At 32.7% G+C, this 14,835-nt stretch carries 15 protein-coding genes; 9 read left to right on the top strand and 6 right to left on the bottom strand.

Going from position 1 to position 14,835, the window contains the following annotated elements:
* Positions 1-44: 44 nt before the first annotated feature.
* A complete protein-coding gene (locus tag CHB81_RS13155) occupies positions 45-1,190 on the bottom strand; it encodes an AraC family transcriptional regulator (protein ID WP_089352325.1) in 1,146 nt (381 codons plus the stop codon).
* A gap of 104 nt (positions 1,191-1,294) precedes the next feature.
* Between CHB81_RS13155 and murQ the strand changes: the two genes are divergently transcribed.
* The 9 genes from murQ (at position 1,295) to CHB81_RS13115 (ending at position 7,813) form a co-directional block, all read left to right on the top strand.
* Positions 1,295-2,107, top strand: coding sequence for an N-acetylmuramic acid 6-phosphate etherase (gene murQ / locus CHB81_RS13150; RefSeq protein ID WP_089352324.1), 813 nt, complete (start codon positions 1,295-1,297; stop codon positions 2,105-2,107).
* A 223-nt stretch (positions 2,108-2,330) separates the two neighbouring features.
* Positions 2,331-2,552: a DUF6095 family protein gene (locus CHB81_RS13145; RefSeq protein ID WP_017498392.1), complete on the top strand. Its 222-nt coding sequence runs from the start codon at positions 2,331-2,333 to the stop codon at positions 2,550-2,552.
* A gap of 35 nt (positions 2,553-2,587) precedes the next feature.
* A complete protein-coding gene (locus CHB81_RS26865; protein WP_158283897.1) occupies positions 2,588-2,752 on the top strand; it encodes a hypothetical protein in 165 nt (54 codons plus the stop codon).
* A 66-nt stretch (positions 2,753-2,818) separates the two neighbouring features.
* Positions 2,819-3,391 carry a pentapeptide repeat-containing protein gene (locus CHB81_RS13140; RefSeq protein ID WP_089352323.1) on the top strand — a complete coding sequence of 191 codons (573 nt, stop codon included), beginning with the start codon at positions 2,819-2,821 and terminating at the stop codon, positions 3,389-3,391.
* A 112-nt stretch (positions 3,392-3,503) separates the two neighbouring features.
* Positions 3,504-4,079, top strand: a complete 576-nt coding sequence (locus CHB81_RS13135) for a DUF1572 family protein (protein WP_089352322.1) — start codon at positions 3,504-3,506, stop codon at positions 4,077-4,079.
* A 34-nt stretch (positions 4,080-4,113) separates the two neighbouring features.
* Positions 4,114-4,578 (top strand): hypothetical protein, encoded by a 465-nt coding sequence (locus CHB81_RS13130; RefSeq protein WP_089352321.1) that lies wholly within the window; start codon positions 4,114-4,116, stop codon positions 4,576-4,578.
* Between the two features lie 152 nt (positions 4,579-4,730).
* Positions 4,731-5,102, top strand: a complete 372-nt coding sequence (locus tag CHB81_RS13125) for a DNA topoisomerase IV (protein ID WP_089352320.1) — start codon at positions 4,731-4,733, stop codon at positions 5,100-5,102.
* A 162-nt stretch (positions 5,103-5,264) separates the two neighbouring features.
* A complete protein-coding gene (locus CHB81_RS13120) occupies positions 5,265-7,184 on the top strand; it encodes a DUF294 nucleotidyltransferase-like domain-containing protein (protein WP_089352319.1) in 1,920 nt (639 codons plus the stop codon).
* A 2-nt stretch (positions 7,185-7,186) separates the two neighbouring features.
* Entirely contained in the window at positions 7,187-7,813 is a 627-nt protein-coding gene (locus CHB81_RS13115) for a PolC-type DNA polymerase III (protein ID WP_089352318.1), read from the top strand.
* Positions 7,814-7,820: 7 nt separating this feature from the next.
* Here CHB81_RS13115 and CHB81_RS13110 read toward each other — a convergent pair whose 3' ends face one another.
* From CHB81_RS13110 to CHB81_RS13090, 5 genes are all read right to left on the bottom strand, one after another.
* The gene (locus CHB81_RS13110; protein ID WP_089352317.1) at positions 7,821-8,153 is read right to left on the bottom strand and encodes a hypothetical protein; all 333 of its coding nucleotides are present in this window, start codon (positions 8,151-8,153) and stop codon (positions 7,821-7,823) included.
* Between the two features lie 184 nt (positions 8,154-8,337).
* Positions 8,338-11,052: a DNA gyrase/topoisomerase IV subunit A gene (locus CHB81_RS13105; protein ID WP_089352316.1), complete on the bottom strand. Its 2,715-nt coding sequence runs from the start codon at positions 11,050-11,052 to the stop codon at positions 8,338-8,340.
* 40 nt (positions 11,053-11,092) lie between these two features.
* Entirely contained in the window at positions 11,093-11,668 is a 576-nt protein-coding gene (locus CHB81_RS13100) for a hypothetical protein (protein WP_089352315.1), read from the bottom strand.
* Between the two features lie 10 nt (positions 11,669-11,678).
* Entirely contained in the window at positions 11,679-12,782 is a 1,104-nt protein-coding gene (locus CHB81_RS13095; protein ID WP_089352314.1) for a YhcG family protein, read from the bottom strand.
* A 19-nt stretch (positions 12,783-12,801) separates the two neighbouring features.
* A complete protein-coding gene (locus CHB81_RS13090; RefSeq protein ID WP_089352313.1) occupies positions 12,802-14,673 on the bottom strand; it encodes a DNA topoisomerase IV subunit B in 1,872 nt (623 codons plus the stop codon).
* Positions 14,674-14,835: the final 162 nt, after the last annotated feature.

Raw genomic sequence — 14,835 nt, 5'->3', positions numbered from 1 at the left:
TAAAGAAAGCATTACGCTAGTTTGAACTAGAATCAAACAATTTATTATGAAGCGTTTCTATAAGCTGTAGGTGTGAGATTTGTGTATTTTTTGAAAGAAGTATTAAAGGATGATTTGGAATTAAAACCAACTTCATACAAAATTTCCAAAACTGTAAGTTGGTTTTTCGATTGATCCTTCAAAATATGCATTGCTTTTTGAATGCGATATTCATTTACAAAATCAAAAAAATGTTGATTCATATGATGATTAATCAAAATTGATAAATCCCGAACCGGAACATTAAATTGATTAGCAAGTCCCTGAATTGTAAGCGACGGATCTAGATAAGGTTCCTTCTCTTTCATATAATTTTTCAATGCCAGAATTTGTGCTGAAACAGCTTCATCCTGATTGCTTATCGTTACTATTATAGTCTGGTTTTCTTTTGGAAGAAAATCTTTTGTCAGTTGCAATTGCGAATTGATTCCTCTAAAAAGCTCCGGATGATTCAACGCTTTCATTACAAACCAGCAAATTACGCATAAAGCCATAACTACCATCAAAACATTTCCCCACAGAAAAGTATCTCTGGAAGCCGTATAACGCAGTAAATTTTTTGAAGCTGTAATACAATGCATTATTGCGAAAACGCAAGTCATTTGAAAAAGCCATTTGTAAGTAGAAGTACTTGGATTGGTATAATTTTCCAGATAAATTTTTCGGTATTTTTTCAAAATTAAAAAGATACAAACAATATAAAACCAGTATTGTAATTCGATTAATACCTGAAAAAAATAAACTTCAAACATTCGACTGTAATTGGCTATAAACTGTTCTTTTACAATACCTGATTGCAAATAAAATCTTGGCATAAAAACCAAATTCATAACCATAAAAGGAAGTGTATATACTAAATGCTTCCATTTTAATCGAAAATCAGAATAACAAACTGCCAAAACATAGAAGTAAATCAAAGGCATTTCGAGTAAACATACCGTAGATCTCAAAATCTCTAAATTTACATATTGATCCGGAAATGTATAATCAAGAAGACCACTGAAATCAATTGCCGACAAAATAATAAAGCAGGCAAAAAGTCGATTTGCCAATTTGTTTTCAGTTTTTACTGTCAGTAAAAAAAGTGCAAGCAGTAACGAAACAAAAACAGCAATACGGGCAACGCCATCCAAAAAGCCTAACTTATCCATTTATCTTTTAATATGTAACAAATATAATATTTTAGATCTTTTAAAAAGGTTCGAAAAATTGCGATAAAAAAGATTAATTTTGGCATGAGTAATTATAAGAGAAAATGACCTTTACAAAGACCACAGAACAAGCTTCAAAATACGAACATTTAGAAAAAATGTCTGTTCATGAATTGCTTAACAATATCAATCAGGAAGACAAAACAGTTCCAAATGCTGTCGAAAAAGCAATTCCGCAAATTGAAATTTTAGTCGCTCAGGTAGTTGAAAAATTAAAATTAGGCGGGCGATTATTTTATATCGGAGCCGGAACATCCGGACGCTTAGGCGTTGTTGATGCTTCTGAATGTCCTCCTACTTTTGGTGTTCCTTTTGATTTGGTAAACGGAATTATTGCCGGTGGAGACACTGCAATTCGTCGCGCTGTAGAAAATGCAGAAGACAATTCAACACAAGCCTGGATTGACTTACAAGCCAATAATATTGGCAAGCATGATGTTGTAATTGGTATTGCAGCTTCTGGAACTACACCTTATGTTATTGGTGGTTTGGAAACCTGTAATCAAAATAATATTGTTACCGGATGTATTACCAATAATGCAGGAAGTCCTCTGGCTCTGACAGCTCAATTTCCCGTTGAAGTAGTTGTTGGCCCAGAATTTATTACCGGAAGCTCAAGAATGAAAGCAGGAACAGCTCAGAAATTAGTCTTAAACATGATTTCGACTGCAGCCATGATTCAACTTGGAAAAGTAAAAGGTAATAAAATGGTCGATATGCAGTTGAGTAATGTTAAACTGGTTGATCGTGGAGTAAAAATGATTATGGGAGAAATTCCAGTTTCATATGAAGAAGCTTCTGAATTATTAAAAAAATACGGCAGCGTGAGAAATGCTGTTGACAATTATAATAAGTAAAAAAGGTTTTACGAAAAATGTGAGCATCACGAGTATTTAACCGCAAAGTTCACAAAGGTTTTTCGCAAAGGTCACGAAGGTTTAACTTGAAATGTAAAACTTCAAAAAACAAGTTTTTTTGAGATCGCAAAGATGGTGTCGATCTTTGTCAAAGTTTCAAACTTTGACAAAGATTTCAAACTTGAAACCTGAAACTTTTTAAACTTGACACTAAAAACAAAAAATGGCAACAAATAAAGAATTACTAGGAAAAGGAATTAAATATTTATCAGGTTCATTGCCATTATTATTTATTGGTCCGTCCTTAATTTATAATGCTTTTATGAATCAGCATACAAATTGGCATTATTTAGTTTTAGGAATTGGGATTGTGGCTTGTTTGAGTGCTATGTTTTTAATTTTCTACGGATTGAAAATCATTATGAAGGGTTTGTTTAATGACTAATTTGTATCTTCATAAAAATTAAATAATTATGGATATTGAAACGAAATCAGACGGGATTCTTCAAAAAATTGATAATACAAAAGAACTTTACTGCAACTTACAATTTAGATATTGAAAATGCTCTAGAAAACATTAAAAGTAAGGAATTCTTTACTGAGGATCAAGCTAAAGAAATTGCTCAAAAATGGGGAAGAGAATAACTTTATCTGGTTACGATTCAATCTATAATTAACAAATTACAACACCCGAAAATCCAAAAAATATTCATGGAAAGTTTAATTCACATTCAAAAAACCTTTGAGAAAGTCGCTTATATTGATAAAAAGATTAACAATCGGGAGTTTGAAGATTGTGTTTTTAAAAACTGTGATTTCTCTAACAGCAATTTTGGCTATAATACTTTTTTAGACTGCGAATTTATTGATTGTAATCTGTCGATGACAAGCTTATTTAGTACAAGCTTGAAGAATGTTACTTTCAAAAATTGTAAACTTCTTGGAATTGCTTTTAATGAATGTGACGATTTCCTATTTCAGGTTTATTTTGAAGAAAGCACTTTGGATTATGCTATTTTTTCGAATAAAAAAATGCCCAAAACTAAGTTCATCAATTGTTCTGTAAGAGAAGTAACTTTTATAGGAACGAACTTAACAAGTTCGGTTTTTGATAATTGTAACCTGGAAGGAGCGATTTTTAACGATACACAATTGGCAGCCGTTAATTTTAAAACCGCTTACAATTATAAAATTGATCCCGAATTTAATCCAATGAGAAAAGCACAATTTTCAAATGACGGAATTGTTGGACTTTTGGATAAATATGACATTAAGATTGTATAAAAAAATATGCCACGAATCTCACTAATTTTCGCGAATTTTATGTTTTGATATATCCCGATTAAAATTTTAATTCGGGAGAATTCGTGAAATTCGTGGCAAAAAAAATATAATTATGGAAGCAACTGAATCTTATTTAGAAAGTGTTAAAAAACAATTTTTATATTATAAAATGTTGGGAGAAAAAGCAATGGATCAATTAGAACCAAATCAGCTTTTTGTTTCAATAAATGAAGACACCAATAGTATTACTACTATAATCAAGCATATTTCGGGTAATATGCTTTCGCGCTGGACAGATTTCCTGACAACTGACGGCGAAAAAGAATGGCGCAACCGTGATGCCGAATTTGAAAATGATCTACAATCTAAAGAGGAAGTTTTAGAAGCCTGGAATAAAGGCTGGGATTGTTTTCTGGGTGCTTTGAACAATTTAAAAGCGGATCAACTTTCTGATATTATTTATATTCGTAACGAAGGTCATACGGTTATTGAAGCCATAAACAGACAATTGGCGCATTATCCGTATCATATTGGTCAGATTGTTTTTTATGCCAAACAATTAAAAAATAGCAGTTGGGATAGTTTGTCGATTCCAAGGAATAAATCAGGAAATTATAATGCTGAAAAGTTTGCCAAGGAAAAAGAAATCAAGAACTTTACTGATGATGAATTGAAAAGATTGAAATAAGAATTATTGTTATATTTATTTCGGAATTATAAATATGAAAGACAACAAAAACGAAACACATCATTTCTTGCCTAGTGGAGAATGGGAAGGATTTTATTGTTATTCTAATTCGCCTCACCAACATAAAATGTCTATCGAATTGAATTTTGCAAATTCTATTATTTCCGGTTCGGGAATTGATGATGTAGCCTCGTTTCGATGGAATGGTTCTTATAATTTAGAGCATTTTAAAATTAAAATGGTCAAAAAATATTCGACACATATCATTAATTATAGTGGCGATATTGACGAAAATGGTATTTGGGGGCTTTGGGATAATCCTGAAGATTTGAGTTTTTTTGCTGATATTTCGCCAAACGTTCTTCGACAAGCGCAAGCTATGGCAAAAGGAGGTTTTCATATCTGGCCAAAAGCAGTAAAGAGCGAATCTAAAGAGGAAGTCAGAGAAGAAGTAAAAGAATCTAAAAAATTGAAAGAGTTCTATATTCAGAAAATTTAGATCTTATTGATATATAATACAATTGGTACTTGATTAACCGTTAACTTTCTAGCCCTGATGGGAGGGAAAATCCTTTTACTTTTTTCTTTAAAAAGTAAAAGATTGGAAGGAACAGCAGGAAACAGCTCCAAAAAAATAAATTAAACTTAAAAATGAAAAAAATTATATTCTTTTTACCGCTTCTAACATTATTGTCTTGTTATGACGCAGAACACAATTGCAAAGATTTTAAAAACGGAAAATTCAAATTTGAGTTTGATGTAAATGGTGTTAAAAAAACAACCATTTTTGAGCGTAAAGATGGTATTGAAATAGAAACTTTTGAAGGTAAGACAGATACCTCGACAGTGCGCTGGGTAAGCGATTGCGAATATATTTTGCAAAAGAAACATCCGAAAAATATGGCTGAAGAAAAAGCAATCAATATGAAGATTTTAACGACTTCTAAAGATTCTTATACTTTTGAATTTGGAATGGTGGGTTCTGATCAAAAACAACGCGGAACGGTACATAAAGTTGAATAAACTAGAAAAAGTCTCAAATTTGAGACTTTTTTTTTATCTCCACTTGAGAAAAAACCTTTGCCTCTCTGCTCCTTTGCATCTTTGTCCCTTTTTAAAAAATAATCAGAGGTGTTTCTTTTACATTTCTTTTTTATGTCTTACATTAGAACCTAAATCTTACGCATGAAAAATACCATTTCGCATAGAGTCGCTGACTTTTTAAAGGACTTTCCTCCTTTTAGTTTTTTACATCAAAAAGACTTGGAAAAACTGTCTGAACAAATTTCTATTGTTTACAAAGATAAAGATGCCGTGATATTTGCCGAAAATGATAAGACCCATGATTCTTTTTATGTGGTTCATAAAGGCGCTGTAGCACTCAAAAAAAATCAGAAAAACAATGTTCTTGACATGTGCGATGAAGGTGATATTTTTGGATTACGTCCGCTTTTGGCACAGGAAAATTATATTATGGAAGCTGTCGCTTATGAAGAAACCATTTTATATGCGATTCCAATTGCGGTTTTTAGACCTTATGCTCTGGAAAACAGAACCGTTGGTAATTTCCTGATCGAAAGCTACGCCTCAAATACCCGAAATCCATATTCTGATATTCATAAAGATAAGTTATACGGAGACGATATTGTTCATGATCAATTGCATTCTAATAAAGATTCGTTTGATTTACAGCCTATAAAATATTCCAAAAAAATTGTCACTTGCAGTCCGTCTACGACAGCTAGAGATATTGCAAAAATCATGAATAAGAAAAAGGTCGGCGCCATTTTAATCGTTGACGAAATGCTGCCAATTGGTATTATTACGGATAAAGATTTACGCAATAAAATCGTAACTGGCGATTTTTCGATCATGACTACGGCAGAAACTATTATGACGAAACCTGTTATTACATATCCAAAGAAAATGACGGTTACTGAGGCACAAATGGCAATGATGAAAAGTAATATTAGTCATTTGTGTCTTACTAAAGACGGAACTACTAATACTAAAGCTGTTGGGATTTTATCGAAACATGATGTTATGGTGGCTTTAGGAAATAATCCTGCTGTTTTAATAAAGGCCTTAAAAAGGGCTAAAAAACCTAAAGAAATCAAACCTATTCGTGCGAGAATAATGCAATTGCTTCAGGGGTATTTAGATCAAAACATTCCGATGACGTTGATTTCTAAAATCATAACGGAGCTGAATGAAGCTTGTACAACGCGCGTTATTGAAATGTGTATTGAAAAAATGAGTAGTCCGCCACCTGTCAAATTTGCCTGGTTAGCTTTGGGTAGTCAAGGCCGAAGTGAGCAAATGCTGCACACAGATCAGGATAATGCGATTGTTTATGAAAATGTTTCTGAAGTTTTTAGGGAGGAAACAAAAGTCTATTTTTTAAAATTTGCTTCATTAGTAAATAAAGGTTTATTTGATATTGGCTACGATTATTGTCCTGCCGAAATGATGGCTTCAAACCCTAAATGGTGTATGAGCCTTGATGAATGGAAAGACAAAGTCCATCACTGGATTACAAATCCGGGGAAAAATGAGGTTTTATTGTCTTTCATTTTCTTTGACTATAGTCTAACTTATGGTGATGCGGAAGTCACGAATGAGCTTTCTGATTTTATTTTTGAAAATATAAAAGCAAACCCTATTTTTTATGTTCATTTAGTGAGCGGTGCTTTGCAAAGCCCTTCGCCTACTGGATTTTTTAGACAATTTCTGGTAGAACAAGATGGTGCAAACAAAGATAATTTTGATATTAAAAGACGTGCTTTAATGCCGCTTACAGATGCTGCACGTGTTTTAATTTTGTCGCATTCAGTAAAAGGAATCAGTAATACGGCAGAACGTTTTGAAAAATTAGCAGAGTTAGAACCCAATAACAGCGAGTTGTATTTGTCATGCTCTTATTCGTTTAAAGCTTTATTGAAATTTAGAACCAAACAAGGTCTTTTACACAACGATTCAGGGCAATTTATTGCGTTGGAATCTTTGTCTAAAATGGAAAAGATTAAGCTAAAAAGAACTTTCAAAACCATAAAAGAACTTCAGGAATTAATTAGCGTAAGATTTAATGTTTCAAACGTGGTATAAGTATGGCTTTATTTAATTTTTGGAAAAAAGAAGAAAATCTATTTAATGAAAATATCGGCATTGAAGAAACAAGATTTGTAGTTTTAGATACTGAAACTACAGGTTTTGATTACGATAATGACCGAATATTATGCATTGGTGCACTCGTACTACAAAACAATGTTATTGCTATTCAGGATAGTTTTGAGCTATATATTGAACAGGATCATTACGATAAGGCAACTGCTCAGATTCATGGTATTTTGAAAGCTTTCGTAATTCAACGACCTTCAGAGTTAGAAGCTTTACAACAATTCTTATTATTTTTAGGAGATTCTGTAATCATTGCGCATCACACTACTTTTGATGTTACTATGATCAATAAAGCCTTAGAAAGAAATGGTTTGCCAGAATTGACCAACAAATGTTTAGACACTGCTATTTTATACAAAAAGACCTTAATCAAATCGCATTTGTTTGAGAGAAAAGATCATTACACTTTAGATGATCTTGCCGATAAATTTGACATTTCTAAGAAAGACCGACATACTGCTTTGGGCGATGCTTATATTACGGCAATCGCCTTTTTGAAGATTGTAAGTAAATTGAGAGAGAAAAAAGAGATTAATCTGAATTTGTTATTCAAGTAAGAAACATTTAATTACTTGTAAAATCACTTTCTTTGGCATATAAATACAGTCTGTTATATTTCAAACTCTTTTGTGAATATTTGCCTAGAGAATCAGGTTTACGATTTATCTTTTTAGTGACATAATCTTCTTTTTTTAAAATCACTTTATATGCCAAATTTGATTTTACTTCAATGCAAAAATATCCCGTACTGTCTGTTTGGGTCTTATAACCATTTATATCTATAGAAACATTTTCAATGGGTATTTCTGTATCATAGTCGTATACATGTCCATTAAATTTATTACTGTCTATACAACTGGAAAACAGTAATACAATAAAAATAAATTTACTTTTCATATCAAACCTTTAATGTCTATTTCTTTTATTTAATTTCCTAGCCAGGAACATTAAATAAAGACAAATGTAGACTTAGCATCTACGATAAGGAGTCTACTATAAATTATAAAAATATAATTATAGGGTTTATCAGAGAAAGAATAGTACAAAAAAACCGCTAAGAAAATCTTAGCGGCTTTTATTTTTATTCTAAAACGAGTCCTATTTGTCCATCGTCATCTAATTCTGTTTCAACCGAATCATCTTCCTCTAATTCCGGTTTTTCCGGAACTTCTTCAACGGGTTCTTCATAAGGTAACGGATCTAAAAGATTAACCTGTTTTAATTTTTCAGTAGTCAACTGATTTCCTAATGCTTTAAGACCTTTTATGGCAATAAAATCCTCTACATCTATATGTAAATCTTCTTTTTGAACTCCTTTTACTTTTGCATAAACCAATTGTGCCACAGGACGATAATCTGTTGATACGATCTCTAATTGTGAATTTGGATGTTCTGTAATAAAACTTTCCTCCTTTTCTGTTTCAACCAAGAAACGTTTCAAATAATAACGTTCTTTTTCTCCATCGTAATAAATCGCCGAAATTGGTTTCTTAGGATTCCATTTCTCCAAAACAATCATATCCTCATCAAAATGGGTTGATAATTCCGGTATAATAACCTTCAGTTTACCTGTTTGATTAATGATTAAGATTTTATCACTTGGTTTAAATTCACCTAATAATTCTCCCCTTGCATCAACATTCAGACGTTTTACGGTATCATCAAACCAAACTTTTCTTGGCAATAAAGTCGAAATTCCTTTCTCTTTTAATTCAATTTTCTTGATTGGGTATTTAGTAACCAAATTTCCTTTTGAAGCACGGCCTTTTATCGCCAATTTGGCAAAATCAATATCAAATTTTAATTTCTTGATCGTTCCAACCTGACGCAATAAAATGGTAATGACCTCAGCTTCCCCATTTGGATTATGCGAAAAATAAACTACTTGTGAACCAGCCGTTTCATTCGTCAAATCATAAGGTTTATCACGTGTAACACCAGAAACATTGAATCGTTTGATATAAGAAGGTCCTGATTTTCCATCACGATACATCATGTTGTAAATCGTTCGTTTATCGCTCTTATCAAAAATTGCAACGTGAATAATATCTTTACCCACAAATGTTTTGGCATCGACTTTTGTGACAAGCATTTTTCCGTCACGAAGAAATACAATTACATCATCGATATCAGAACAATCGGTAAGATATTCGTCTTTTTTCAAGCTTGTTCCAACAAAACCTTCTTCGCGGTTTACGTATAGTTTTGTGTTACGTAAAACTACTTTTGTAGCCTCAACGTTGTCAAAAACACGAAGTTCTGTTTGACGCTCACGACCTTTTCCGTATTTCTCTTTTAATTTGGTGAAATAAGCAATCGCAAAATCGGTTAGATTTTCTAAATGATGTTCCACTTCCTTCATTTCGTCTTCTAACTTGGCGATAAAATCATCGGCTTTATCAGAGTCAAAACGAGTAATACGAATCATCGGAATTTGAGTCAGTCTTTGCAAATCATCATCGTTGATTTCTCTAACAAATGATTTTTTGAAAGGCTCAAATCGATCGTACAAATATTTATAAAGAGATTCTCTATCTGAATATAATTTGAAATCAATGTACATTTCTTCACGAATGAAGATTTTCTCTAAAGTAGAGAAATGCCATTTATTCTTTAATTCTTCTAATTGAATTTCTAATTCCTGACGAAGTAAATCTACTGTTCTGTGTGTCGAAATTTTCAACATTTCAGAAACTCCGATAAACAACGGCTTATTATCTTCAATAACACAACCTAAAGGCGCTACAGAAGTTTCGCAAGCTGTAAAAGCAAACAAAGCATCGATAGTTTTATCCGGAGAAACACCTGGGAAAAGGTGAATTAATATCTCAACATCTGCAGCTGTATTATCTTCGATTTTCTTGATTTTGATTTTACCTTTATCATTGGCTTTCAAAATACTATCAATCAAAGTCGTTGTATTGGTCGAAAACGGAATTTGCGTAATTACCAAGGTATTCTTGTCTAATTGTGCAATTTTAGCACGCACACGCACACGTCCGCCACGAAGTCCGTCATTATAATTCGACACATCGGCAATACCTTGTGTCATAAAATCAGGATATAATGTAAAGGCTTTTCCTTTTAAAATCTTGATCGAAGCATCAATTAATTCATTAAAGTTATGCGGTAATACTTTAGTCGAAAGACCAACCGCAATACCTTCTGCTCCTTGTGCCAAAAGCAACGGAAACTTTACCGGAAGATTGTTTGGTTCTGCACGACGACCATCGTACGAAACACCCCAATCGGTAATTTTTGGAGAATATAAAACCTCCAAAGCAAATTTAGATAAACGTGCCTCGATGTAACGAGAAGCCGCAGCTCCATCACCCGTTAATATATTTCCCCAGTTTCCCTGGCAATCAATCAATAAATCTTTCTGACCAATTTGTACCATCGCATCACCAATACTCGCATCTCCGTGTGGGTGATACTGCATGGTATGTCCTACAACATTTGCAACTTTATTATAACGACCATCATCCAATTCTTTAAGCGAGTGCATAATACGACGCTGAACCGGTTTAAAACCATCTTCAATCGCCGGAACTGCACGTTCAAGGATTACATACGAAGCGTAATCCAAAAACCAGTCTTTGTACATTCCCGTTACTTTGGTAATAACGTCTTCTCCTTCTTCTTCCTGATTTTCGTAAAAATGCTGCCCTTCAAAATGCTTGGCATCTACGTTGATAATTTCATCGTCGCCGTCTTGATTGTCATCAATTTGGTTTTCATCTGAATTATTCTCGTCGTCGTTTGGAATTATGTTATCGTCTTCTTCGTCTTTCATTTTAATGCTGAATTTATTCCAGTATGTTTATGATTTAATTTTATTTTAATATTCCTTTATCTTTAAAGAATATGTATTCTTGATCTTTATCTGAATCTTCCATAAAAAGGTTAATTCCAAACTTTTTAAATAATGCTTCCATATCAGAATAACAATATTTTTGAAATCCATCAAGATTAGCTGAATTGCTTGAAGCATAACATTCCATGCAAAATTCATTATAACCAATAATTCTGTTTTTATCATCTCTAAACAAAATCATGTGCCTGGGATTATAACACGCTGATTCAATTTGCTTCAGAGCACAAGTATCACATACCATTAGATTTAAAAGTTCTTTCTCCTGAACCTTATTAAGTACCACTCTCTCCTGAATCATTGTACTGTCGAAAGTTAATTTATAATTATCAACTAATACCTTATAAATTGGAGGTTCTCCTTTATATTTTGTATCCCAAACTACTCTGTTATAATAAGAGATTAATTCAATTTTTGAATAATTCTTTAAAGGAAATTCTCTCTTTGTAATCAGTTTACTAAATGACTGACTTTCTATCTTTTCTTTTTTACAAGAAATAAGAATTAAGATGGAAATCAGAAATAGTATTTTCTTCATTTATTAGAATCTATTTACACTCCAGAAGTTCTTTCAAAACCTCAACACTTGGTAATACCGTTTTATATTTACTGGCAAAAATTTGCTCGTTGTTTTCAGGTAACGTATATTTTACTACTGCTTCACTTTTATTTTGGCAAAGAACAATTCCGATAGTTTTGTTTTCATCTTCCAATCGCATTTCTCTGTCATAATAATTGACATACATTTGCATTTGACCTAAATCCTGATGTTTTAATTCACCTATTTTCAAATCTATAAGAACAAAACATCTTAAGATTCTATTATAAAAAACTAAATCTATTTTAAAATGTTTATCATCAAATGTAATTCTTTCCTGTCTTGCAACAAAAGTAAAACCATGACCTAATTCTAGCAGAAAATGTTCTAGTTTATTAATGATTTCTTGTTCTAATTGAGATTCTGAATATTGATGTAATTCTGGTAACCCCAAAAATTCAAGTATATATGGATCTTTAATAAGATCTTTAGGTTTTTCGATAATCTGACCCTTTTCAGAAAGTTTCAAAACCCCTTCTTTATCTCTGCTTAAAGCTAATCTTGTATAAAGCGCTGAATCATATTGACGTTTTAATTCCCGAACACTCCAATTGTATTTTTCAGACTCTATTTTGTAGAAACGTCTTTCTTTTTCATCATCGATTCGCATTAAAAAAACATAATGGGTAAAAGTCAATTTAAAAAACGAAGCCAATGTTTCGTAATCAATCCTATTAAATTGCGCAGTCACTGACTGCGTTTTTTTAGATTTGAATTCCTCAGTCAGTGACTGGGTTTTTTGAATTTGTAAAATCCGAGTCAGTGATTCGGAATTTGAGTAGGTCAAATAAAACTTCCTAATATTCTCTAAACTAACTAAAGAAAAACCTTTTCCAAACTCCTTTGTCAATTCTTTAGAAAGGCTTTTTAAAAGCTTTTTCCCGTATTCAGCACGCTCTTTACCTCTTTGCTCTTCCTCAACAATGATTCTTCCAATTTCAAAATAGGTAATTGTCATTGTTGAATTTACGGTACGTAAAACTTGTTGTCGGGCATTTTGCAATAACTCCGCAACTTGCTGAAAAATGATTTTATTTTGAAGACCGTCTGGCAATATTATATTACTTTAATTTTTAAACTTCAGCTTCAACCGTATCCAATTCCACCTTCAAGTTCTTGATGATAAATTCTTGTCTGTCTGGTGTGTTTTTTCCCATATAAAAAGACAATAATTGCTCAATCGAGGTGTTTTTATCCATCATAATTGGGTCAAGGCGAATCGTTTCTCCAATAAAATTCTTGAACTCATCCGGAGAAATCTCTCCCAAACCTTTAAATCGGGTGATTTCCGGTTTTGGTTTTAGTTTTTCGATCGCATCTTTTCGTTCTTCTTCTGAATAACAATAGATTGTTTCTTTCTTATTTCGAACCCTGAAAAGTGGCGTTTGCAAGATATACAAATGCCCTTCTTTGATTAATTCAGGGAAAAATTGAAGGAAAAATGTAATCAATAACAAACGAATGTGCATTCCATCGACATCGGCATCGGTTGCGATTACGATATTGTTGTAACGTAATTTTTCCAATCCGTCTTCGATATCCAGAGCTGCCTGGAGTAAGTTGAATTCTTCATTTTCATAAACAATTTTCTTACTCATTCCGTACGAATTCAAAGGCTTACCACGTAAACTGAAAACTGCCTGAGTATTCACGTCACGCGACTTTGTAATAGATCCGGAAGCCGAATCTCCCTCGGTAATAAAAAGTGTACTTTCTAAGTTTCTTGGGTTTTTAGTATCCGGAAGATGTGCGCGGCAATCTCTTAATTTTTTATTATGAAGATTGGCTTTTTTAGCACGATCTGTTGCCAGTTTTCTAATTCCTGACAATTCTTTTCTCTCGCGTTCAGCTTGCAAAATTTTACGTAATAAAGCTTCTGCCGTTGGTGTATTTTTATGTAAATAATTATCTAGTTTGTTCTTCACAAAATCATTTACAAAAGTACGAACTGAAACTGCTGGAGTTCCGTCATCAGAACCCATATCTGTAGAACCTAATTTAGTTTTGGTCTGCGACTCAAAAACCGGTTCCATAACCTTGATACTAATTGCACTTACGATCGATTTACGAACATCTGACGCTTCGAAGTTTTTGTTGTAAAACTCCCGAATGGTTTTTACAATCGCTTCTCTGTAAGCCGCTAAGTGCGTTCCTCCTTGTGTGGTATTCTGACCGTTGACAAAAGAGTGATATTCTTCGCTATATTGCGTTTTACTGTGCGTTAAAGCGATCTCGATATCATGATCTTTTAAGTGAATAATTGGATATTCAAGGTCTTCTTCACTAATTGTTTCTTCTAATAAATCTCTAAGACCATTTTCAGAAATATATTTTTCACCATTAAAAATAATCGTCAAACCATTGTTTAGGTAACAATAGTTTTTGACCATTTTAATTACATATTCCATACGGAATTTGTAATTTTTAAAGATGGTTTCATCTGGCGTAAAAGTAACTTTTGTTCCTTTTCGCTTTGTTGTATCAATTATATCTTCTTCAAGAACCAGATTTCCTGCTGAGAATTCTGCTCCTTTTTGTTTATCATCACGAACAGATTCTACACGGAAATAATTTGAAAGTGCATTTACGGCTTTTGTTCCGACACCGTTCAAACCCACTGATTTCTGGAAAGCTTTAGAATCATACTTTCCTCCTGTGTTCATTTTTGAAACTACATCAACTACTTTTCCTAACGGAATTCCACGTCCGTAATCACGAACCGAAACCGTTTTATCCTTGATAGTCACTTCAATAGTTTTCCCCGAGCCCATTACGAACTCATCGATACAGTTGTCTAAAACCTCTTTTAACAGAATATAAATACCATCATCCGGCGAAGATCCGTCTCCCAATTTTCCGATATACATCCCCGGACGCATACGGATATGTTCTTTCCAATCGAGTGATCGAATATTATCTTCGGTATATTGATTTTGCTCTAGCATAAAGTAAATTGGATTTTTGGCTAATGTACCATTTATAGTCAAAAAATGAAAGCGTATTTTTTTTTTGTTATGATTAATAACAGCTTTAAATCCTATTTAAATTGATTTTAAAATAATACGACCATTAAAAGTATAAAAAATCAGCTTTTAAACAAAAAAATA

The organism is Flavobacterium sp. ov086 (assembly GCF_900187965.1).
GTDB lineage: Bacteria > Bacteroidota > Bacteroidia > Flavobacteriales > Flavobacteriaceae > Flavobacterium.
The sequence above is the reverse complement of the archived record's forward strand: the minus strand, read 5'-3'. Positions and strand labels throughout refer to the sequence as shown.